21 protein-coding genes and 1 tRNA gene are annotated in these 19,869 nt (G+C 63.1%); 9 read left to right on the plus strand and 13 right to left on the minus strand.

Translation table 11 applies throughout. The annotated features are described in order from the left end of the window. Nucleotides 1-189 precede the first annotated feature (189 nt). Nucleotides 190-519: a hypothetical protein gene (locus tag ACLGL5_RS03030; protein WP_223217849.1), complete on the plus strand. Its 330-nt coding sequence runs from the start codon at nt 190-192 to the stop codon at nt 517-519. Nucleotides 520-548: 29 nt separating this feature from the next. Here ACLGL5_RS03030 and ACLGL5_RS03035 read toward each other — a convergent pair whose 3' ends face one another. Together ACLGL5_RS03035 and ACLGL5_RS03040 are read right to left on the minus strand one after the other, a co-directional pair. Continuing rightward, on the minus strand, nt 549-785 hold the full coding sequence (locus ACLGL5_RS03035; RefSeq protein WP_064981115.1) for a hypothetical protein: 237 nt from the start codon (nt 783-785) through the stop codon (nt 549-551). Nucleotides 786-904: 119 nt separating this feature from the next. Further along, complete coding sequence (locus ACLGL5_RS03040; RefSeq protein ID WP_069090312.1) at nt 905-1,819, minus strand: DUF2865 domain-containing protein; 915 nt, start codon at nt 1,817-1,819, stop codon at nt 905-907. Between the two features lie 326 nt (nt 1,820-2,145). On the opposite strand from ACLGL5_RS03040, the gene ACLGL5_RS03045 reads away from it, so the two are divergent. After that, nucleotides 2,146-2,361, plus strand: coding sequence for a hypothetical protein (locus tag ACLGL5_RS03045; protein WP_019861612.1), 216 nt, complete (start codon nt 2,146-2,148; stop codon nt 2,359-2,361). 31 nt (nt 2,362-2,392) lie between these two features. On the opposite strand, the gene ACLGL5_RS03050 is transcribed toward ACLGL5_RS03045, so the two are convergent. The 7 genes from ACLGL5_RS03050 to ACLGL5_RS03080 all read right to left on the minus strand — a co-directional run bounded on the left by ACLGL5_RS03050 (nt 2,393) and on the right by ACLGL5_RS03080 (nt 6,600). Continuing rightward, nucleotides 2,393-2,761: a UCP034077 family protein gene (locus tag ACLGL5_RS03050; RefSeq protein WP_069090313.1), complete on the minus strand. Its 369-nt coding sequence runs from the start codon at nt 2,759-2,761 to the stop codon at nt 2,393-2,395. Nucleotides 2,762-3,029: 268 nt separating this feature from the next. Next, nucleotides 3,030-3,911, minus strand: a complete 882-nt coding sequence (locus ACLGL5_RS03055; protein WP_020629061.1) for a glutathione S-transferase family protein — start codon at nt 3,909-3,911, stop codon at nt 3,030-3,032. Between the two features lie 28 nt (nt 3,912-3,939). Next, nucleotides 3,940-4,521, minus strand: coding sequence for a VOC family protein (locus tag ACLGL5_RS03060; protein WP_019861615.1), 582 nt, complete (start codon nt 4,519-4,521; stop codon nt 3,940-3,942). A gap of 459 nt (nt 4,522-4,980) precedes the next feature. Beyond that, entirely contained in the window at nt 4,981-5,370 is a 390-nt protein-coding gene (locus tag ACLGL5_RS03065) for a hypothetical protein (protein ID WP_202361444.1), read from the minus strand. A gap of 203 nt (nt 5,371-5,573) precedes the next feature. Then, nucleotides 5,574-5,648 (minus strand) — tRNA-Glu (locus tag ACLGL5_RS03070). A 90-nt stretch (nt 5,649-5,738) separates the two neighbouring features. Next, a complete protein-coding gene (locus tag ACLGL5_RS03075) occupies nt 5,739-6,146 on the minus strand; it encodes a VOC family protein (protein WP_019861616.1) in 408 nt (135 codons plus the stop codon). Between the two features lie 52 nt (nt 6,147-6,198). Next, entirely contained in the window at nt 6,199-6,600 is a 402-nt protein-coding gene (locus ACLGL5_RS03080; protein WP_069090314.1) for a fimbrial protein, read from the minus strand. Nucleotides 6,601-6,625: 25 nt separating this feature from the next. On the opposite strand from ACLGL5_RS03080, the gene ACLGL5_RS03085 reads away from it, so the two are divergent. Together ACLGL5_RS03085 and rpoH are read left to right on the plus strand one after the other, a co-directional pair. Beyond that, nucleotides 6,626-7,681 (plus strand): RluA family pseudouridine synthase, encoded by a 1,056-nt coding sequence (locus tag ACLGL5_RS03085; protein WP_069093202.1) that lies wholly within the window; start codon nt 6,626-6,628, stop codon nt 7,679-7,681. Between the two features lie 213 nt (nt 7,682-7,894). After that, on the plus strand, nt 7,895-8,806 hold the full coding sequence (gene rpoH / locus ACLGL5_RS03090) for an RNA polymerase sigma factor RpoH (protein WP_019861619.1): 912 nt from the start codon (nt 7,895-7,897) through the stop codon (nt 8,804-8,806). Between the two features lie 287 nt (nt 8,807-9,093). On the opposite strand, the gene ACLGL5_RS03095 is transcribed toward rpoH, so the two are convergent. The 4 genes from ACLGL5_RS03095 to ACLGL5_RS03110 all read right to left on the minus strand — a co-directional run bounded on the left by ACLGL5_RS03095 (nt 9,094) and on the right by ACLGL5_RS03110 (nt 11,576). Beyond that, complete coding sequence (locus ACLGL5_RS03095; RefSeq protein WP_019861621.1) at nt 9,094-9,954, minus strand: MBL fold metallo-hydrolase; 861 nt, start codon at nt 9,952-9,954, stop codon at nt 9,094-9,096. A 153-nt stretch (nt 9,955-10,107) separates the two neighbouring features. Further along, nucleotides 10,108-10,767: a peroxiredoxin gene (locus ACLGL5_RS03100; RefSeq protein ID WP_019861622.1), complete on the minus strand. Its 660-nt coding sequence runs from the start codon at nt 10,765-10,767 to the stop codon at nt 10,108-10,110. A 163-nt stretch (nt 10,768-10,930) separates the two neighbouring features. Beyond that, nucleotides 10,931-11,293 (minus strand): cell division protein ZapA, encoded by a 363-nt coding sequence (locus ACLGL5_RS03105; protein WP_019861624.1) that lies wholly within the window; start codon nt 11,291-11,293, stop codon nt 10,931-10,933. Nucleotides 11,294-11,303: 10 nt separating this feature from the next. After that, nucleotides 11,304-11,576 carry a DUF4164 domain-containing protein gene (locus ACLGL5_RS03110; RefSeq protein WP_006200774.1) on the minus strand — a complete coding sequence of 91 codons (273 nt, stop codon included), beginning with the start codon at nt 11,574-11,576 and terminating at the stop codon, nt 11,304-11,306. A gap of 262 nt (nt 11,577-11,838) precedes the next feature. On the opposite strand from ACLGL5_RS03110, the gene tkt reads away from it, so the two are divergent. From tkt to ACLGL5_RS03135, 5 genes are all read left to right on the plus strand, one after another. After that, entirely contained in the window at nt 11,839-13,830 is a 1,992-nt protein-coding gene (gene tkt, locus ACLGL5_RS03115) for a transketolase (RefSeq protein ID WP_038650124.1), read from the plus strand. Between the two features lie 212 nt (nt 13,831-14,042). Next, a complete protein-coding gene (gene gap, locus ACLGL5_RS03120) occupies nt 14,043-15,053 on the plus strand; it encodes a type I glyceraldehyde-3-phosphate dehydrogenase (protein WP_019861626.1) in 1,011 nt (336 codons plus the stop codon). Between the two features lie 197 nt (nt 15,054-15,250). Beyond that, nucleotides 15,251-17,134: a potassium/proton antiporter gene (locus ACLGL5_RS03125; RefSeq protein ID WP_069090315.1), complete on the plus strand. Its 1,884-nt coding sequence runs from the start codon at nt 15,251-15,253 to the stop codon at nt 17,132-17,134. A 158-nt stretch (nt 17,135-17,292) separates the two neighbouring features. Beyond that, the gene (locus ACLGL5_RS03130; protein ID WP_069090316.1) at nt 17,293-18,489 is read left to right on the plus strand and encodes a phosphoglycerate kinase; all 1,197 of its coding nucleotides are present in this window, start codon (nt 17,293-17,295) and stop codon (nt 18,487-18,489) included. Nucleotides 18,490-18,744: 255 nt separating this feature from the next. Continuing rightward, a complete protein-coding gene (locus ACLGL5_RS03135) occupies nt 18,745-19,770 on the plus strand; it encodes a class I fructose-bisphosphate aldolase (protein WP_064981126.1) in 1,026 nt (341 codons plus the stop codon). Nucleotides 19,771-19,869: the final 99 nt, after the last annotated feature.

Consider the following 19,869-nt stretch of genomic DNA (forward strand, 5'->3'; position numbering starts at 1 on the left):
AATCAAGGCCGAACCCTCCCTCCGCGGTTCGTCGGCGGAATGTGCCCGAGAAGCATTAACGATCCGCTAACCTTAACGGCGCAACCGGCATGCTCTTTCTGCGTTAATCCGTCGGGTTGTCGGGCGGGCCAAGCCCGCGTTATAAGCCGCGCAGGGGTGTTGCTAATGTATCGACGGATAGGGCCTTTCTTGCTGGGCGTAGCGCTGCTTTTCGGCAGCGGCTGTGCGCGCAGCTATGACGGCACGGTCATCATCCCGCGGCCGCTCGACGCCAGGCGCTTCTGGGACCGGCCGCCACCCAATGTCGACTACGTGCCGCCGGCCGACAACGGCGCCTTTCCGGCGTCGCCGCAGCCGCCCGGACAGTTTGCCGAACGCAGGGTTTCGAAACCTGCCGGGCACAGACGGCATCAGACGCGATATTCACCGCCGCCTCCCCCGCCGCCAGGCCCGGAAAAGCAACTGGCATGCAGGAATGTGAGCGCACCAGGCGAGCGCGTTCGCATGGTCTGCGAATAGGCTCAATTCGGGGAGAGTTCCCCGCAGCCTTACAGCGATGCCGCGCCCTTCTTCGGTTCCTTCGCGCCAAGCTTGTCGAGCGCAAGGCGAACCTGGCGCAGATCGTCCTGCCAGCCGTCATCATCACCCATGGAACTCTCCGACGCGGCTCGTTGCAGGCCGCGGGCCTCGGATTCGATCTCGCGCAGTTCCGCGACCTTCTCGTCATGGGTCAGGGAGCCGTTTTCGACGATCTCCAGAACCCGCATTTCCCTGAACGTAGCCATGGCGTTTCTCCCGGCTGTTGTCGATCACAACGCCGTGAGCGCCCCTCCGTTCCAGACGAGTCCCATAGCCGGCTTCATCATGACGGCACGCTGCAGGCGGTTATTCCAGAGAGGAGAGGTCATTCAGCCGGAAAGAAGGCCGGGCCGACCACACGCACCGGCCGCGTACCGGCTTCGATCGACTGCAACTGAGCGGCCCCAGAGGCCTCGGTGCCGGATTGCGGGATTGCCGCGACACTGTCGAAATCCGGCTTTGGCTGCGGCAACGGAATGATGGCATTGGTCATGTTTGTGGGCGTCACCGTCCTTGCCCTCAATTCGGCTACCCGCCGGTAATAGCGCTTGACGTCGCAGGCCTTGAAATTGGCATCGTCACGGTAGCGAAAAGCCGAAGGCAGTTCGATATAGGGTTTGCGCGTATCGAGCGCGACCATCTTTTCGGTTTCCAGACTGGCGTCGCTGAGCGTGTAGAGATCGACGGCCGGGTCATCGCAGATGTAACGGCACTGATCGGCCATGTCCCTGACATCGTCGCTGCCGGCGAATTGCGATTTGGGCGCGGGAAAAAAGTATCCATCCGACAGGCGCACGCAAAACAGCATCGTATTGCCGGCATATGTTGGCCCCGCCGCTGCCTGCGCGGATTGGCTCTTCGGCGCCTGGCGCTGCTCCTTTGCCCCGCAGCCAAGCGCCGCGAGGCGTGCCTGCAGGCCTGAAAGGTCCCGGCCGGAACTGGACGCGGCGGCCATCCGGCGCTGCACTTCCGTCCGGTTTCTGCCAAGGTCGGCGCATGCATTGAAGAAGCCACCCGCGGCACTTTGCGCCGTGCACCGGCGCTGCCTCTCCAGGCCCTGGATCGCCGCAAGCTGACGGCGCAACTGCGCCAGTTCGGGGCTCACGCCGCTGCTGCGGCCGCCAGAAAGCAACTGACTTCTGATCGCGCTGCAACTATCCGCGTAGGAAGACGTCGTGCCGAGCACAAGGGCGGCCACCGTCACCAGCGCGATCATCATGAGAAGCCAGAAACGGATCATCGGGACGACATGGTCCTTGCTGCTGATAGCCTGGAATCACATTCTTTCGACTTGGATAAGGTTCAGCTAAATGAGCAATACCTAATAATTGAAGCTTTCATGATCGAAAAGACTTTCATTTAGTGTAGTAGAATGGCTCCTGTAAATTCGATATTACATTTTTATTTCAAGATTGAGACGAACCACAAAACCAAGCAGCCATGCCGGCGACTATCGGAATCACCGGGGCGTGGCTCTCGGGGCGAACGATCAATCCGACGTTACCGACGCTTGACGCTGAAACCTTTGCCTGACTGCCGCGTTGAAGGCATAGGGAGAGAACGCAGATGTCGATCCACTTCACGGTGTCGGAACTGACAAGAAACCTTTTTCATTCTCTCGGGCTGGATCACGAGCGCGCGCCACGACCGCTCAATCCCGAGGAAAGCCTGTTGCTTGAGTGCTATCTGGCCGGGCACATCCCGGAATCGGCCTGGAGCGACTATGTCTTCGAGACCCCGGATCTGGCGCGGCATGCCAAGGCACGGCGCCTGAGCCACTGAGCAATTGGCTCCGAAGCGGCGGCGCCAGCCGCTATTTCTTTGGGGAAACCAGTTGCAACGTGAAGACGTTGCCACCAATGCCTTGCGCCAAAGCCGGTGACAAACTCAGAGGCGTGCAATTCTTGACGGCGGCGATGGCCGCGTCGATGAACGCCTTTCGCGCCTTGTCATCGCCGGCCACTTTGGCGGCGGTCGGCCGCGGCGGACCGATCAGCGAGCCGTCGCGCTTAAAGCTGAAACTCAAGGTTACGGTCGAATTTCCGGCATCCGCCGGCGGCGTCCAGCAGGCCTGGATAGCATCCCCGACATCATCCATCGTATTGAGCACTGCTGCCTGAGACGGGATGAGCGTCCCGGCCAGCATTCCACCGGCGACCGTCAGCATTGCCACGCATTTCATCGCAAGCCCTCATCTCGCTCCAGGCCGACGTTCCAAGCCGGATCCGCTCAACGGAATGTTAGAGACAACGTCGGCGATGACAATATCCCGACGCGAAAAGTTGATGCTTCGCATTGCCTGTCACCGTCGCGCGATGTCCCGGCATGGGGTCCGAAAAAGCAAAAAGGCCGGCACTGAGCCGACCTTTCCTTCCACCGATATTGCGCCAGTACATCCGTGGTCGCGCGGTGAATTCCCGCCAGTAGACAGGGCTTTGGTTAACGAATCCTTAAGCTGAAGCCTTCGCCTGCGACCGCACATAGGCGATATAGCCGCGCACGTCGCCGGCCGGCTCGGCATAGGCCTTGCCGAGCTTCTTCTCGATGGCCGCCATGTACTCCTGCGCCCATTTGGGCAGCGGATAGTCGATGACCGCCAGGAATTCGAGCGTCGCCGCCAGCCTTATGTCGGCGATCGACGGATTCGCGCCGCCGATGAACGGCTTGCCGTCCCTGAAGAAGCTATGGAAGACCTCCAGCGGCTCGGCGATCGCCGCCATCGCGGCCTTCTGTGCTTCCGACTTCTTGTCGGGATGGGCATCGCTGTGGCCGACCTCGCCGGCATATTGCGGGAAACCCAGCGCCGGATAGGTGGCGCGCGCCACATAGGGGTAGAGCGTACCGATCAGATAGAACATGGCGCTGTCGATCATCGCCCGCTTGGCCGGCGCCTTGGGATAGAATTTCTCCAGCCCGTGCTTGTTGGCGAGATACTGCATGATGGCGCAGCTTTCCCAGAGCACGCCCCTGGGCAACCCCTTGTCCTCGATCATCGGCGTCAGATGCGCCGGATTGCGCGCCAGATATTCGGGCGAACGCGTGTGGCCCCAGGCGTCGGTCTCGGCGGCGTCGAACCCGGCCGCGCGAGCAAACACCCGCACTGTCATGTTGTTGACGCTCGGCTTCAGCATGCTGAGCTTCAACGCCGGCTTTTTCGCCGACTTGGCCTTGGCGGTCTTGGGCGCCGGCTTTTGCGCCGCCGGTTTTGCTGCGGCTTTCGCGGCCACCTTCGGTGCGGCCTTTGCGGCTGCCTTTACTGCCGGCTTCGCGGCTGCTTTTGCCTTTGCCTTGGCAGCCGATTTCCCAGCACTCTTGGTCACTGTCTTTGCCATGTTTGTCCTCCCTTTGTTTTGTTGGCCGTCAGTATGGATTCTTCGGCGCCCGGTCGTCCGACAAGGTCGCACGGGAGCTCTCGACAAGCGCCTGGATCGCGTCCGCAAGATGCACCTCGGCGATATTGTAGTCGCCGCGCCCGACACGCAGCCTGTGCGCCTGCATCAGCACATCGGCATGGGTGAAACCCGCCGGCGGCTCGAAGCGGTAGGAAGCGAGTTCGATCAGCAGGCCGAGTGGATCCTCGAAATAGATCGAATCCATGAAGCCGCGATCCTTGACGCCGCTGTGCTTGATGCCGCGCTCGTCGAGCCGGGCGACCGCCTGCAGGAAGGTGACCCGCGACACCGCGAACGCGATGTGGTGGACGCAGCCCGGGTCGGTCGGCGTGCGTCGCTTCTGCGGCACGCGGCTCTCATCGGTGAAGATGGTGATCAGCCGGCCGTCGCCCGGATCGAAATAGAGATGGCTCTCGCTGGCCTTGTCGAGGTTGGGCTGCTCGAAGATGAAAGGCATGCCGAGCACGCCTTCCCAGAAATCGATCGAGGTCTGGCGCCCGGCGCCGACCAGCGTGATGTGGTGGACGCCTTGCGCTTGCAGTTTCTGCATTGGCCTTCTCCCCGCGGCATCGATTGGTCGTCAGGATCTGCCTGGCACCCGGCGTTCTGCGCGCCGTTTGAACCGTGCCTCTAAGATCCATCACCTGATGCTAATGCAATCGGCCTCGCCGCGCCAGAAGCGGCAAGTCCCATCTTTGCAGGACGGTGAAACCGCTCCTGGTCGCAAAGCTGCGTCCTCGAATATTGTGCAGGCCATCTAATTCGTAGAAAGAATGGCCTTGAAATGTGGAAAGGGTTGTTTCCTTCATTTATTCGAGCGATGCGGCATCTCTTCGTGTGGACTACATTGAAGATGATCCTACGGATCAATGAGTAGTCCGAAGCTAGTCCCCTTTGCGGCTACTCCAAGGGCCCCGCTTGACTCCCGGTCGGCGGGGCTTTTCCGTGCAGTCGACACGACAACCTTACGGCGCATAGCCGATGGTCGACCGGCCCGGCATTGCGCCGATCAAAAATTGAAGACGTGCGAAGCGATCAGCCCGGCCAGCAGCACGCCCGCAAGGAGAGCGATGATCGAGGCGAGGAACCAGCGCAGCGTGACCTGATAGACCGGCTCGTCGTCGTCGCGCGGGAGCAGCGAACGCCACAGTGCGACGAGTTGGAGGACGATGGACAGCGCGAGCAGCAGCGTCGCCAGGATCGAGGCCGTCGTCCATCCGCCATCAGCTTCGAAATTCCAATACCGCAGGAAAAGAAGCGAAAACCCGAGCAACACGGTGATCGCGGAGATCACACCCTGTCGGTAGCCGACGGGCAAGGGAACTCTACGCGCCTCAATCGCCTGCAAACCCCGCTCGTTGGTCTCATCGGGGTCCTGACCCTTGGGTGTGTCGATCATGAAGGCAACATCTATTTTGACAGGCCCCTGGAAGTCGGCGCAGGTCTTGGTCGATCGATACGACTGGGCCTGCGGGCTGTCATCATCATCCCTGTACCTTCCTCGCGCAAGGTGAGCGATGCCATTGACAGTCAGCGTCCGGTCAGGCGCATGCTCGGCGGGAGCCGAGCCATAAAAGTTGCCAATGTAGCCAGAAGGAACCTTGGTACGCCCAAGGGGAATCGAACCCCTGTTCCCGCCGTGAGAGGGCGGTGTCCTGACCGCTAGACGATGGGCGCGCTCAAGAACCGGCGATATAGGCTGACGGCTGGGAAAAAGCAACTGGGGTTGGCCAGCTTTACCACATCGAAGAAAAGCTGGCCGCAAGCCTAGCGTTTCGGTTCGATCAGGTCCCAGAGATTGCCGTGCAGATCGGCGAAAACCGCGACCGTGCCATAGGGTTCGAAACGCGGCGCCTCGCGGAATTCGACACCGTTGTCCAGCATCGCCGCATGGTCGCGCGCAAAGTCGTCGGTTTCGAGGAACAGGAAGACCCGGCCGCCTGTCTGGTTGCCGATACTTTTCCTTTGCGCCTCGTCGGACGCCTCCGCCAGCAGCAGCCTGGCGCCCTGCCCGTTGGCCGGCGCGACCGTGACCCAGCGCTTGCCGCCGCCGAGATCGACGTCCTCGAGGAGCAGGAAACCCAACCGCCCGACATACCAGGCGATCGCCTCGTCATAATTGGCGACGACCAGCGCCACGGTCGCGACACGACGATGTCCGGCGAAGCCTGTCATGACTGAGGCCTGTTCATTTCTGCGGCAAACTTGCTTGTTGCATTGCCGCCGGTCATTTGCTGCGAATTGCGAACTGCCCAATCAGGCGGCGCTCGGCGATATCATAGACGAAGATCGCACGGCCGCCGTCGGCAAGCTCGGCGTCGATGGAGATGCGATTGCCGGACAGCGACTGGCTGACCACTTTCGCCCCGACCGGCAGCACGATGTCGCCGCTGAGCGGCTCGTCGGCCGGCACCTGGATGTCACCGGCCAGCGGCGGGCTTGCCGGCGGTGCCTTGCGGGCTTTGTAGACAATCGCCGCGATCACCACCATAAGAGCCAGCAACAGCAGGCCGAGATTGATGGCCATGAAGCGGACGAGCTTGCCACGCATCTTTTCGACCTCGGGGTCGAGTGGCTTTTCCCCGCCTTTGGCAGCAAAAGAGTCATCGTCGGCATCGGGCCGGGCCATGGCAAATATTCCGGAACGGTTTTCGATGAGCGCTCATAACGAAGAGGCCCCCGAATTGATAGAGGATCGATTCATCGCGGCCGAACCGACGGTGCTGGTGGTGGGCGCGGATGCGGCCGGCCAGCGCCTCGACCAATGGCTGGCGGCCAGCCTCGGCCCTGATATGTCGCGCAGCCGCGTGCAGATGCTGATCAGGCAAGGCGCTGTGAGCATCGACGGCAAGCCGGCCGACGAGACCAAGCGCAAGATGATCGCGGGCGAAAGCGTGTCGGTCGCCATGCCGGAACCGGAGCCGGCCGCGCCGCAGGGCGAGGCCATCGCGCTCGACGTGCTCTATGAGGACGACGCGCTGATCGTCATCAACAAGCCGGCGGGGCTGGTCGTGCACCCCGGCGCCGGCAACTGGACCGGCACGCTGGTCAACGCTCTGATCCATCACTGCGGCGACAGCCTGTCTGGCATTGGCGGGGTGCGCCGGCCGGGCATCGTCCACCGCCTCGACAAGGAGACCAGCGGCGTCATGGTGGTGGCCAAGACCGACCGCGCCCACAAGGCGCTGTCGGAGGCCTTCGCCGATCACGGCCGGACCGGCGATCTCGAACGCGCCTATCTGGCGCTGGTCTGGGGCATACCGCAGCGGCCGACCGGAACGGTCGACGCGCCGCTTGGCCGCGCCGCCGACCGGGTGCGCCGCGCCGTGGTGCCGGAAGGCCGCGACGATGCCCGCCATGCAGTCACCCACTTTGCCGTTCAGGAGCGTTTCGGCGAAAAACAGCAGGAATTCGCCACCGCCAGCCTGGTCGAATGCCGGCTGGAAACCGGCCGGACCCACCAGATCCGTGTCCATATGGCCCATATCGGCCACCCGGTCATCGGCGACCCCGACTACGGCCAGGCCTTCCGCACCAAGGCCAACCGGCTGCCGGAACCCCTGAAAAGTCAGGTCAAGGCATTTTCACGGCAAGCTTTGCATGCCTGGCTCCTTGCATTTCGCCATCCCGATACCCATCTACTGGTGAGGTTCGAGGCGCCGATCCCGGGGGACATGGAGGAACTCGTCAGCGGCTTTCGCAATCTCTAAACCCCGCCATCAACAAGCTCGAAACCAGCCATCAAAAAACCTGACTGGCATTGTTCACTTCAGCGTGACACACTGTTTCGTGTTGAACAAATGCCTGTCTTTTCTGGTTTTGTTCCTGTATAAGACCTTATGCCGCGAGCGAGCCCTTTGGTGTTCGCGTCACATGCCCGCCGCGTTTCGGGGGCATCACTCCAATAGAGAGGGGGCGCTATCATGGCCCAGTCACTACCTAGTATTGTTTCCGGCGAAGGCGGCCTCAGCCGCTACCTGGAAGAAATCCGCCGCTTTCCCATGCTTCAGCCGCAGGAAGAGTACATGCTCGCCAAGCGTTATGCCGAGCATGAAGACACGTCCGCCGCGCACAAGCTCGTCACCAGCCATTTGCGGCTCGTCGCCAAGATCGCCATGGGCTATCGCGGCTACGGCCTGCCGATCGGCGAGGTGATCTCGGAAGGCAATGTCGGCCTGATGCAGGCCGTCAAGAAATTCGAACCCGAGCGCGGTTTCCGCCTCGCGACCTACGCCATGTGGTGGATCAAGGCCTCGATCCAGGAGTATATCCTGCGCTCGTGGAGCCTGGTCAAGATGGGCACGACCGCCAACCAGAAGCGTCTGTTCTTCAACCTGCGCAAGGTGAAGGGCAAGATCCAGGCGCTGGATGACGGTGACCTCAAGCCCGACCAGATCGCCGAGATCGCCACGCGGCTGAACGTTTCCGAAGCCGAGGTGGTGTCGATGAACCGCCGCCTGTCCGGTGATGCCTCGCTCAACGCGCCGATCCGGGCGACGGAAGGTGAGTCCGGCGAATGGCAGGACTGGCTGGTCGACGACCACGAAAGCCAGGAAGAGATGCTGATCGAGCAGGACGAGCTGGAAAACCGGCGCGGTATGCTGTCGGGCGCTCTTGCCGTGCTCAACGAGCGCGAGCGGCGCATCTTCGAGGCGCGTCGCCTCGCCGAGGAGCCGCTGACGCTGGAAGAGCTGTCGGCCGAGTTCGACATCAGCCGCGAGCGCGTGCGCCAGATCGAGGTGCGTGCCTTCGAGAAGGTGCAGGATGCGGTCAAGGCCGCCGCCAAGCGCCAGACCCAGGCGCTGCGCACCATCGAGGCTCAGCCGGCGGCTTAAGCCCAGCTTCGGCGACAAAACATCAAGGCGGCGTCAGGAAACTGACGCCGTTTTTTTTGTGACGCCAGCGATTTGGCGAAACCGGCGCGGCCGACATTTCTCCCCGTCACTATACGGGGAGAAATGTCCGGCAGGACAATGAGGGGCAGCGCCGGGATTGCGGGTTTACCGCCACAGAGCCAGCGGCGCGATCATAACGGACGTTGGCGCCGCCCCTCATCCGGCTGCCGCCACCTTCTCCCCGTATAATGACGGGGAGAAGGGACTACCCGCGCGGAGCATCACTTTCACAGCGCATCCAGCGGAAACTTCAGATACCGTCGGCCATTGGCTTCCGGCTCCGGCAGCCGGCCGCCATTCATGTTGACCTGCAGCGCGTGCAGGATCAGCCGCGGCATCGGCAATGTTCTGTCGCGAGCCTCGCGCAGCGCCACGAATTCGGCCTCGCTGTGCGCGGCGACAAGATGGATATTCTTGGCCTTCTGCAGGCCAACCGTGCTCTCCCACAAGGGCTCGCGGCCACCGGCCTGATAGTCATGGCCGACGAAGACGCGCGTCTCATCGGGCAGCGCCAGTATGTCCTGGATCGAGCGCCACAGCCGCGCGGCACTGCCGCCGGGGAAATCAGCTCGCGCCGTGCCGCTGTCGGGCATGAACAGCGTGTCGTGCACGAAGGCGGCGTCGCCAGCCACATAGGTGATCGAGGCCAGCGTATGTCCCGGCGAGAACAGCACCTTGACCGGTAGGCTGCCGATCCGAAACGTCTCGCCTTCCCTGAACAGCCTGTCCCACTGCGAACCGTCGGCGGGAAAATCCGGCCAGTTGTAGATCGCCTTCCACAGGTTCTGGACGTCGACGATCCTGTTACCGATCGCCGTCCGCGCCCCGGTCTTGCGTTTCAGATAGTGCGCGGCCGAGAAATGATCGGCATGCGGATGGGTGTCGAGGATCCACTCGGGCTCCAGCCCGTTCTCCCCGACGAAATCGAGCAGGGCATCCGCGCTCTTCGTACCCGTCGCGCCGGATTTCTCGTCGAAGTCGAGGATCGGATCGATGATGGCGCATCGCCTTGTCGCCGGATCGGTGACGACATACTGAATGGCACCGGTCGGCTTGTCGTAAAAGCCCCTGACCTCAGGTTTTGCCAAAGCCAAGTCCAAACCGAACTCCCCAACCCAGCCAGCAGGAACGTTTTTCTCCGCCAGGCTCCAACAGGAGTATGGTTGTCCACCCTTGCGGGCCAGTCAAGCATGACTTGGCCCGCAAGGGCGGAAAAGGCAAAAACCGTTCCGGCGTCCGCTTCAGGCGGACGGCTGTTTGGTCTTCCTGAGATAAGGCAGGATGGTCTCAAAGGCGCCGAAACGCTTGATCGCATCTTCGTTGGAAACGGCAGCGGTGATGATGACGTCCTCACCCTGCTTCCAGTTTGCCGGCGTCGCCACCTGATGCTTGGCGGTGAGCTGCATGGAATCGACCGCGCGCAGGATCTCGTCGAAGTTGCGGCCCGTGGTCATCGGATAGGTCAGCACCAGCTTGATCTTCTTGTCCGGCCCGATGACATAGACCGAGCGCACGGTGGCGTTGTCGGCCGGCGTGCGGCCTTCGGAGGTCTCACCGGCGCCGGCGGGCAGCATGTCGTAGAGCTTGGCGACCTTGAGGTCCTTGTCGCCGATCAGCGGATAGTGCACCGTCTGGCCGGTCGCCGTCTTGATGTCGGCCTGCCATTTGTCGTGGCTCGCAACCGGATCGACGGAGATGCCGATGATCTTGACGTTGCGTTTCTTGAACTCGCCTTCCAGCCCGGCCATCGTGCCGAGCTCGGTGGTGCAGACCGGTGTGAAATTCTTCGGGTGGCTGAAGAGGATTGCCCAACCGTCACCGATCCAGTCGTGAAAGCTGATCGTCCCCTGCGTGGTCTCGGCCGTGAAATCCGGCGCGATGTCGTTGATACGAAGGCTCATGGTTCCTACCCCTGTGAATGCCGCTCGTTGGCGGGCGGCAACCCTTTTACCACTCCATCTGCGACCTTCAAAACGGTGCGGTCGCCGGCAGTGATGCTGGCCGCGAAAAATTTTCGCCATTTCTGGGGGAATATGGAAATTTCGCTGTCGGCGTCGCGAAAGTCTAGGATTTCACGGCCAGCGACGTGGCGAGGTCTTCCATCCGCTGCGCCAGCGCGCCAAGCGCGTTGGTCAGCACGCTGTCGCTCTTGTCGGCCTTGGTCAGCGCCTCGTCGCGCGTCTTGCGCAAGGTCAGCACCTCGCTTTCCATGCCCTTGACGCGCTTCTGCAGTTCCGAGAGCTCGTCCATCACCATGATGCCGGCCATGACGGTCAGCCGCTGGTCGCCGATCTCGCCGAAAGAATCCTTCAGATGCGAGACATAACGGTCGAAGCGTTCGGCGAGGTCGATCAGATGATCTTCCTGGCCTTCGTCGCAGGCCATCCGATACTGTTTGCCGTCGATTGAAACCGTGACCTGTGCCATGGGCCAGCTCCTATCTGTCCAACACGGCGCGGATGGTTTCCATGGCGGTCACCAGCCGTCGCGATACTTCCTTGTTGGCGTCCTCCAGCCGTTCGGCGCGCGCTTCGGAATTGTCGAGTTCCTGCGCCAGCCTGGAGCGGTCGGCATTCATCCGCTGCACCTCGGCCTCGGCTTCCGAGTAATCGCGTTCATGCTCCAGCTTGGCCGCGACGGCGTTTTCCAGCCCCTCGATGGCCTTGCCCAGCCTGGCGATGACTTCCTTGAGTGTGGTTTCCCCGGTCATGGCCTTCGTCCTGTGCCCTGCCCATCACCGAATCGTTCGCGTTCAGAACGCGTTATCCCTGAAACATTAGGCACCGGGTGAAGGCAACGTCAACAAAGCTCTCGCGACTGTCCCCTGCTAACGCTAATGTAGGGCCACAGTCAGCATCACAAGACCGGCAAATCTGCGCCCGATTTGTTGACTAAAAGCCCGCGCCTGCTATGTGTCGCGCACCTTTTCAAGGGCGCTCCCAAGCCCCCAAACCCCCACCTTTGGAGGAACCATGACGTCGCGTGAACAACATGACCGGATGGCCAATGCGATCCGCTTTCTCTCCATGGATGCCGTCGAGAAGGCCAATTCCGGCCATCCCGGCCTGCCCATGGGCTGCGCCGACATTGCCACGGTGCTGTTCACCCGCTTCCTGAAATACGATCCCAAGGCCCCGCACTGGCCCGACCGCGACCGCTTCATCCTGTCGGCGGGCCATGGCTCGATGCTGCTCTATTCGCTGCTGCATCTGACCGGTTACGAGGACATGACCCTCGACCAGATCAAGCACTTCCGCCAACTCGGCTCCAAGACCGCCGGCCATCCCGAATACGGCCACGCCACCGGCATCGAGACGACGACCGGCCCGCTCGGCCAGGGCCTCGCCAATTCGGTCGGCTTCGCGCTCGGCGAGCGCATCATGAACGCTGCCTTCGGCAACGACCTGGTCAGCCATTACACCTATGTGCTGGCCGGCGACGGCTGCCTGATGGAAGGCGTTTCCCAGGAAGCCATCGCGTTGGCGGGGCATCTCAAGCTCAACAAGCTGATCGTCTTCTGGGACAACAATAACATCTCGATCGACGGCCCGGTTTCGCTCGCCGACAACACCGACCAGGTCGCTCGCTTCCAGGCCTCCGGCTGGAACGCCAGCCATATCGACGGCACCGATCCGGAAGCCATCGCCTATGCCATCGAGGCGGCCCGCCATTCCGACAAGCCGACGATGATCGCCTGCAAGACGACCATCGGCTTCGGCGCCCCGACCAAGGCCGGCACCAACAAGGCGCACGGCTCGCCGCTCGGTGCCGACGAGATCGCCGGCGCGCGCAAGTTCTTCAACTGGGAATCGCCGCCCTTCGAGATTCCGGCCGACATCCTCGATGCCTGGCGCGCCGCCGGCAAGGCCGGTGCCAAGCCGCGCGCCGACTGGGAAGGCCGTCTCGCCAAGGCAGAGCCGAAGCTGAAGGCCGAGTTCGAGCGCCGCCTCGCCGGCAAGCTGCCGTCCAATTTCGACGCCGTCATCGCCGACTACAAGAAGAAGCTCTCGGCCGACAAGCCGAAGGTCGCCACCCGCAAATCGTCGGAAATGGCGCTTGAGGTCATCAACGGCGCCGTGCCGGAGACCATCGGCGGCTCCGCCGACCTGACCGGCTCCAACAACACCAAGACCAGCCAGACCAAAAACATCACGCCGGACGATTACGGCCAGCGCTATGTCCACTACGGCATCCGCGAGCACGGCATGGCGGCGGCCATCAACGGGCTGACGCTGCATGGCGGCCTCATCGCCTATGGCGGTACCTTCATGTGCTTCTCCGACTATGCCCGCCCCTCGATGCGGCTGTCCTCGCTGATGGGCATCCGCTCGATCTTCGTCATGACCCATGATTCCATTGGTCTGGGCGAAGACGGCCCGACCCACCAGCCGGTCGAGCACCTGGCGGCCCTGCGCGCCATTCCCAACCACAATGTCTTCCGCCCCGCCGACGCGGTGGAGACCGCGGAATGCTGGCAGATCGCGCTCGAATCCGAAAAGACGCCGTCGACGCTGGCGCTGACCCGACAGAACCTGCCGACCGTGCGCACCGAGCATTCGGCCAACAACCTCAGCAGCCAGGGCGCTTACGAACTGGCCGCGGCCAGCGGCGAGGCGGCGGTGACGATCTTCGCCACCGGCTCCGAGGTCGAGATCGCGCTCGGCGCCCGCGACCTGCTCGAGAAGCACGGCCACCCGACCCGCGTCGTGTCGGTGCCTTGCTTCGAACTGTTCGACAAGCAGAGCGACGACTACCGCAAGAAGACGATCGGCAACGCGCCGATCAAGATGGCGATCGAAGCCGGCATCCGCCAGGGCTGGGATCATCTCATCGGCTCGGACGGCATCTTCGTCGGCATGACCGGCTTCGGCGCCTCGGGCACGATCGAACAGCTTTACCCGCATTTCGGCATCACCGCCGAGGCGGCGGCCAAGGCGGCGGAAGCCCGCCTGCACGCCAAGTAAGGCCGTGCACGTCGCCCAAAACCGTGTCGCGGTTTTGGGGTAACGGCATGCACAAAACAAAAATGCCCCGGCGAGGCCGCGCAAAGCGATTTCGCCGGACTGGCCCAACCTAATCGATTTAAGTCTGCGTCGCTTTGGCTGGATTCTTTGGCCGTCCGCCGCTATGAAGCTGCGGACCCATCGTCAGCCTTCCAGCTCCCAGGGAGAGAAAAATGACCGTCAGAGTTGCCATCAACGGATTCGGCCGCATCGGCCGCAACATCCTGCGCGCCATCCATGAATCCGGCCGCAAGGACATCGACGTCGTCGCCGTTAACGATCTCGGCCCGGTCGAGACCAATGCCCACCTGCTGCGCTACGACAGCGTGCACGGCCGTTTCCCGCATGAAGTGTCGGTGTCCGGCGATCAGATCACCGTCGGCAAGGAAAAGTTCAAGGTCACCGCCATCAAGGATCCGACGCAGCTGCCGTGGAAGGAGCTCGGCGTCGACATCGCGCTCGAATGCACCGGCATCTTCACCGCCCGCGACAAGGCCGCCGCGCACCTGACCGCCGGCGCCAAGCGCGTGCTGGTCTCCGCACCTGCCGATGGCGCCGACCTGACCGTGGTCTACGGCATCAACCACGACAAGCTGACCAAGGACCATATCGTCATCTCGAACGCGTCCTGCACCACCAACTGCCTGGCGCCGCTGGCCGCCGTGCTGCACGAGACGGTCGGCATCGAAAAAGGCATGATGACGACCATCCATTCCTACACCGGCGACCAGCCGACGCTGGACACCATGCACAAGGATCTCTACCGCGCCCGTGCAGCGGCCCTGTCGCAGATTCCGACCTCGACCGGTGCGGCCAAGGCGATCGGCCTCGTGCTCCCCGACCTCAAGGGCAAGCTCGACGGCATCTCGATCCGCGTGCCGACCCCGAACGTTTCGGTCGTCGACTTCAAGTTCATCGCCAAGCGCGCCACCACGGTGCAGGAAATCAACGAAGCGGTCATCGCCGCCTCCAACGGCAAGCTGAAGGGCATTCTCGGCGTCACCCATCACCCGAATGTCTCGATCGACTTCAACCATGATCCGCGTTCCTCGATCATGGCGCTCGACCAGACCAAGGTGATGGACGGCAACTTCGTTTCGGTGCTGTCCTGGTACGACAATGAGTGGGGCTTCTCCAACCGCATGGGCGACACCGCCGTCGCCTTCGGCAAGACCATCGCCTGATCGCGGACCCGTCTTCTCGACACCTGAAACGCCCGGCTTCGTCCGGGCGTTTTTCATTTGCCGGAGCAGCAACGCCGAACCACCGGAAAATCAACGGCTAGCCCCAAAAAACCACCCCCGCGCCTTGCACTGGCCATGCCTTCGCCCCACTCTCCCGTAAAGCGAGAAGACAAAGGAATTCGAGGGGCAAATCACGGATGGAGCATGCGATCTATCTCGTCACGCTGGTCGGCACGGCGCTCGTTGTCGCCGCCGCGTTTTCGAGCCTGATCGCCTTCCGCTTCGGCGCCCCCCTCCTGCTGCTCTTTCTTTGCATCGGGCTCGCCACCGGAACCGACGGCCTCGGCATCGAATTCGACAATGCCCGTATCGCCTATTTTGCCGGCTCACTGGCGCTGGCGGTCATCCTGTTCGATTCCGGCTTCGGCACACCGCTCAACGCCTTGCGGCAAGCGGCCGGCCCGGCGTTGTCGCTGGCGACCTTCGGCGTGCTTCTCACCACGGGCCTGTTCGGAGCGGCGGCCTACTATCTGCTTGATCTCAGCTGGCTGGAATCCTTCCTGCTCGGCGCCGCAGTCGCCTCGACCGACGCCGCGGCGGTGTTCTTCCTGCTGCGCGCCGGCGAGATCAATCTGCGTGAGCGCGTGCGCTCGACGCTCGAAGTGGAATCCGGCACCAACGACCCGATCGCTATCTTTCTGACCATCACCCTGGTCGAGGTCATCGCCGCCCATGCCAACCCCGAAACCAATGTCCTGGTCACCAGCCTGATCCTCGGCTTCCTCGTCAATATGGGCCTTGGCGCCGTCGTCGGCGCACTCGGCGGCCTTGCCATCGTGCGTCTCGTCGACCGGCTCAATCTCGACCACGGCCTGCTGCCGATCTTCGTGCTGACGCTGTCGCTGATGGTCTTCGCCGCCGCCGGCGCCATCGGCGGCTCCGGTTTCTTGGCGGTCTATATCGCCGGCCTCATTGCCGGTAATTCCGACATCCGCGCCGTCACCATCCTGAAGCGTTTCCAGGACGGCATGTCATGGCTGGCGCAGATCATCATGTTCCTGATCCTCGGCCTGTTCGCCACCCCTTCGCAATTTCCGGCGATCATGGTGCCGGCGATAGCGCTTGGCCTTTTCCTGATGTTCATCGCCCGCCCGATCGCTGTCTGGCTCTGCCTGATCCCTTTCCGCCTGCCGCGCCCCGAAGTCGCCTTCGTCTCCTGGGTCGGCCTGCGCGGCGCGGTTTCGATCCTGCTCGCCATCACCCCATTGCTCGGCGGGCTGGAAAACGGCCGCACCATTTTCAACGCCGCCTTCATCATCGTGCTGGTGTCGCTTGTCATCCAGGGCTGGACGGTCGGCCCGCTGGCGCGTCGCCTTGGCCTCATCGTGCCGGCCCGCCTTGGCCCACTCGACAAGGTCGAACTCGAACTCCCCGGCTCCGCCCACCACGAGCTCCTTGCCTATCGCGTGGCGCATGGCAGCCCGGTGGCGCGCGGCGAGCGCATTCCGCGCTGGGCGCGGCCCTCCCTGGTACTGCGCGACGGCCGCTCCATGCGTTTCCAGGACATGGGCCGGCTCGCCGCCGGCGACCAAGTCTACATTTTCGTGCCGGACCGCTATCCGCGCCTGCTCGACAAGCTGTTCGCCAGCCGCGCGGTGGTCGACCCGGAAGATGCCGATTTCTTCGGCGCCTTCGCCGTCGACCCGGCACGCTCCGGCGCCGAACTGGAAGCCGCCTACGCACCGGGCCTGACCGAGGCGGAGCAGAAGCTCACCGTCGGCGCTCTGGTCACGGCGCGGCTCGGCGGCCATGCCGAATATGCCGATCGCGTGCTGATCGGCTCGATCGAGCTGATCGTCAGGGATGTCGACGACAAGGGCAGGATCACGGGTCTCGGTCTTTCCTTCGAGCCGACCGCGCCGGTGGCGCGGGTGCCGGTGTTCCTAAGTGCCGGCGAGATGGGCGACCGCCTCGGCGCCTTCATCCGCAACTGGCGCAAGCCGACCGAGACGCAGGAAGCGGCAGCACAGGCCGAGGACGCCCCCAAGCCGCCGGTTGAAAAAGCCACGACCGGGAGCTGAGAAGGGCGACTGCTGGCCCTGCCCCGTCATCACCGGGCGATCTTCACCGACTGTGTTCCCGCCCGCCTCAAAATTTCGCGCCGCATCGCGGCCAAAGCCTTGCATCGGCACGGATGCGGGGTATGGTCCCGGCGATTTTCCCGAGGAAAGGAACCTGCATGGCCGCCTTCAAGACACTGGACGATATCGGCAACATCAGCGGCAAGCGCGTGCTGGTGCGCGTCGACCTCAACGTTCCCGTCGCCGACGGCAAGGTCACCGACGCCACCCGGATCGAACGCATCGCGCCGACCATCGCCGAACTGTCGGGCAAGGGCGCCAAGGTCATCCTGCTCGCCCATTTCGGCCGGCCTAAGGATGGGCCATCGCCGGAATTCTCGCTGGAGCCGATCGCCAGGGCAACCGCCGAGGTGCTCGGCCGCCCCGTCGGCTTTGCCTCGGATTGCGTCGGCGACACAGCGGGAAGTGCCGTCGCGGCCATGAACAAGGGCGACGTGCTGCTCTTCGAAAACACGCGCTTCTATAAGGCCGAGGAGAAGAACGACCCGGCCTTCAGCGAGCGGCTCGCGGCCAATGGCGACATTTTCGTCAACGACGCCTTTTCCGCGGCGCACCGCGCCCACTCTTCCACAGAAGGGCTGGCGCATCTGTTGCCTTCCTTTGCTGGCCGCACCATGCAGGCCGAGCTCGAAGCGCTGGAGAAGGGTCTGGGCAACCCGGTCCGCCCGGTCGTCGCCATCGTCGGCGGCGCCAAGGTCTCGACCAAGATCGACCTTTTGATGAACCTGGTGAAGAAGGTCGACGCGCTAGTCATCGGCGGCGGCATGGCCAACACCTTCCTTGCCGCGCGCGGCACCAATGTCGGCAAGTCGCTGTGCGAGCATGACCTTGCCGCCACTGCCAAGCAGATCATGATCGAGGCGGCCGAAGCCGGCTGCGCCATCATCCTGCCGGTCGACGGTGTCGTCGCCAAGGAATTCAAGGCGGGCGCCGCCTGCGAGACCGTCGCCATCTCCGAAGTGCCGGCCGATGGCATGATCCTCGATGTCGGCGAGAAGACCGTGAAGACGATCGGCGAATGGATCGAGCGCGCCGCGACGCTGGTCTGGAACGGGCCACTCGGCGCCTTCGAGATCGAGCCGTTCGACCACGCCACGGTGGCGGCGGCAAAACACGCGGCCGCGCGCACCAAGGCCGGCAAGCTGGTCTCCGTCGCCGGCGGCGGCGATACGGTGGCGGCCCTCAACCACGCTGGCGTCGCCGACGACTTCACCTATGTCTCGACCGCCGGCGGCGCCTTCCTGGAGTGGATGGAAGGCAAGCCGCTGCCCGGCGTCGACGTGCTGAAGCGGTAAGCAGTTCCGGGAAAACTGTGAACGGTTTTCCCGGGAAAAGCGCGTAGCGCTTTCCCTTGGGAATTGCGTCAAGACTGAAGCGCATTTTGCAGCCAGGCGGAAACGCCTGGCGCCACAGAAATGCGGCTGGAACAAGCAAGGCAATCAACACAAAGAGGCGCCCGGGACTTTCAATCGATTCGAGCTTTCCGATGCCATTCCTTTGGCGGTAGACTTCCGCTAAGCGCGGAACGAACCCCTTTCAGGAGAAGCATGATGAGCGAACGTCTCGAAGACATAGCCGCCGCGATCGTGGCCAACGGCAAGGGCCTGCTGGCCGCTGACGAAAGTTCCGGCACCATCAAGAAGCGCTTCGATGTCATCGGCGTTGAATCGACAGCCGACAGTCGCCGCGACTATCGCGAGATGATGTTCCGCGCCAAGGACGCGATGACCAAATACATTTCCGGCGTCATCCTCTATGACGAAACCATCCGCCAGAAGGCCGCGGATGGCACGCCTCTGGTCGACATCATCAAGGCATCAGGCGCCATCCCCGGCATCAAGGTCGATGCTGGCGCCAAACCGCTGGCCGGCTTTCCCGGCGACACCGTCACCGAGGGCCTCGACGGCCTGCGTGAGCGCCTTGCCGACTACTACAAGCTCGGCGCCCGCTTCGCCAAATGGCGCGCGGTGATCGACATCGATACCGGCAAGGGCGTGCCTTCGACCAATTCGATCAGCGCGAATACCCATGCGCTCGCCCGCTATGCCGCCCTTTGCCAGGAAGCCGGCATCGTGCCGATCGTCGAGCCGGAAGTGCTGATGGACGGCGCCCACGACATCGGCACCTGCTACGAGGTCTCGAAGGCGACGCTGATCAAGCTCTATGATGAACTCCATGCGGCGCGCGTCGTGCTGGAAGGCACGATCCTCAAGCCCAACATGGTGCTGTCGGGCAAGACGTCGGGCACGGTGGACAGTCCCGAAAAGGTCGCCGAGATGACCATAAAACTGTTCCGCGAGACGGTGCCGGCGGCGGTCCCGGGCATCGCCTTCCTCTCCGGCGGCCAGGAGGACGAGGAGGCAACCGCCAACCTCAACGCCATCAATGCCATCGGGCCGCATCCGTGGAAGCTGACCTTCTCCTATGGCCGCGCACTGCAGGCTGCCCCGCAGAAGGCATGGAGCGGCAAGGCGTCGAACGTCGCCGCCGGCCAGGCCGCCTTCACCCATCGCGCCCACATGAACTATCTGGCCGCACTCGGAAAATGGAAGGCGAGCCTCGAACAGGCCGCCTGAGCACACCGCTTCCGTCACCGTTCAAACCCGGGCCAACGCGCCCGGGTTTTCGTTGTCTGCGATTTGGGGGAAGACCTCCTCATCCTTATTTCCTCTGGG

This window comes from Mesorhizobium sp. U510, from assembly GCF_059180695.1.

Coding starts and splice junctions, on each gene's coding strand:
- ACLGL5_RS03110 (WP_006200774.1), bottom strand. CDS start 11,576: ATGACCGGGGAAACCACACTCAAGGAAGTCATCGCCAGGCTGGGCAAG.
- ACLGL5_RS03050 (WP_069090313.1), bottom strand. CDS start 2,761: ATGAAATGCGTGGCAATGCTGACGGTCGCCGGTGGAATGCTGGCCGGG.
- ACLGL5_RS03135 (WP_064981126.1), top strand. CDS start 18,745: ATGAGCGAACGTCTCGAAGACATAGCCGCCGCGATCGTGGCCAACGGC.
- ACLGL5_RS03125 (WP_069090315.1), top strand. CDS start 15,251: ATGGAGCATGCGATCTATCTCGTCACGCTGGTCGGCACGGCGCTCGTT.
- ACLGL5_RS03065 (WP_202361444.1), bottom strand. CDS start 5,370: ATGATCGACACACCCAAGGGTCAGGACCCCGATGAGACCAACGAGCGG.
- ACLGL5_RS03100 (WP_019861622.1), bottom strand. CDS start 10,767: ATGAGCCTTCGTATCAACGACATCGCGCCGGATTTCACGGCCGAGACC.
- ACLGL5_RS03105 (WP_019861624.1), bottom strand. CDS start 11,293: ATGGCACAGGTCACGGTTTCAATCGACGGCAAACAGTATCGGATGGCC.
- gap (WP_019861626.1), top strand. CDS start 14,043: ATGACCGTCAGAGTTGCCATCAACGGATTCGGCCGCATCGGCCGCAAC.
- tkt (WP_038650124.1), top strand. CDS start 11,839: ATGACGTCGCGTGAACAACATGACCGGATGGCCAATGCGATCCGCTTT.
- ACLGL5_RS03045 (WP_019861612.1), top strand. CDS start 2,146: ATGTCGATCCACTTCACGGTGTCGGAACTGACAAGAAACCTTTTTCAT.
- ACLGL5_RS03040 (WP_069090312.1), bottom strand. CDS start 1,819: ATGATCCGTTTCTGGCTTCTCATGATGATCGCGCTGGTGACGGTGGCC.
- ACLGL5_RS03055 (WP_020629061.1), bottom strand. CDS start 3,911: ATGGCAAAGACAGTGACCAAGAGTGCTGGGAAATCGGCTGCCAAGGCA.
- ACLGL5_RS03130 (WP_069090316.1), top strand. CDS start 17,293: ATGGCCGCCTTCAAGACACTGGACGATATCGGCAACATCAGCGGCAAG.
- rpoH (WP_019861619.1), top strand. CDS start 7,895: ATGGCCCAGTCACTACCTAGTATTGTTTCCGGCGAAGGCGGCCTCAGC.
- ACLGL5_RS03060 (WP_019861615.1), bottom strand. CDS start 4,521: ATGCAGAAACTGCAAGCGCAAGGCGTCCACCACATCACGCTGGTCGGC.
- ACLGL5_RS03075 (WP_019861616.1), bottom strand. CDS start 6,146: ATGACAGGCTTCGCCGGACATCGTCGTGTCGCGACCGTGGCGCTGGTC.
- ACLGL5_RS03080 (WP_069090314.1), bottom strand. CDS start 6,600: ATGGCCCGGCCCGATGCCGACGATGACTCTTTTGCTGCCAAAGGCGGG.
- ACLGL5_RS03085 (WP_069093202.1), top strand. CDS start 6,626: ATGAGCGCTCATAACGAAGAGGCCCCCGAATTGATAGAGGATCGATTC.
- ACLGL5_RS03035 (WP_064981115.1), bottom strand. CDS start 785: ATGGCTACGTTCAGGGAAATGCGGGTTCTGGAGATCGTCGAAAACGGC.